Source organism: Malaciobacter halophilus (assembly GCF_002837275.1).
GTDB classification, from domain to species: domain Bacteria; phylum Campylobacterota; class Campylobacteria; order Campylobacterales; family Arcobacteraceae; genus Malaciobacter; species Malaciobacter halophilus.
In genome coordinates, this window is the sequence record NZ_NXIF01000103.1 from 1 (window position 1) to 681 (window position 681).

Below are 681 nucleotides of genomic sequence, written 5' to 3' on the forward strand. Positions count from 1 at the left end.
AAGATGGCAATAAAAACAGAGATGGTAGGACAAACATTTGGTCCTTTTAAAAGAGATTATGACTGGAAAGCATTAAGTCTTTTTGCACTTGGAAGTGGTGCTGCTTTTGATGGTAAAACTGGCTTACAATATGTTTATGAAAAAAATATGAAAATGCTTCCTACTTTTGGTGCAATGCCTATTGTTGATGCTGAAGTTACTAAAACTATTGATTGGGGTTATGATTATTCTGGTTCTTTACACTGGAGTTTTGATGTTAAATTTCATAATCCTATGAAGAAGCTTGAAGGTACTCTTAGTACTAAAGTTTTATTAAAAGGTTTATATGACAGAGGTGAAGGTAGAGGTACTTTAGCTCAACACATTGGTGAAACTTATGATGATGATGGTACTTTACTTTTCACTTGTGAAAGCTGGGATTGTTGTATCTTTGATGGAGGTTGGAATGGTCCTAAAGCTCCTAAGGATATTGTTGAAATCCCTGAGAGAGAACCTGATTTTGAAGTTACTGAGAAAATTGCTGAAAATAGAGCTTTAATTTATAGACTTTCTGGTGATACTCATCCTCAACATATTGATTGGGATTATGCTCAAGAAGTTGGTTATCCTAAACCTAACTGCCATGCTGTTAGTACTGCTGGTGTTGCTTGTAGACATATCATTGATACTATTTTAGATGGT

The 681-nt window shown here is 34.7% G+C and carries 1 protein-coding gene; it reads left to right on the forward strand.

All coding sequences use genetic code 11. From position 1 onward, the window contains the following. Window positions 1-681, forward strand: a 681-nt coding sequence (locus tag CP960_RS13605) for a MaoC/PaaZ C-terminal domain-containing protein (RefSeq protein WP_196778345.1), incomplete at both ends; no start/stop codon positions are given.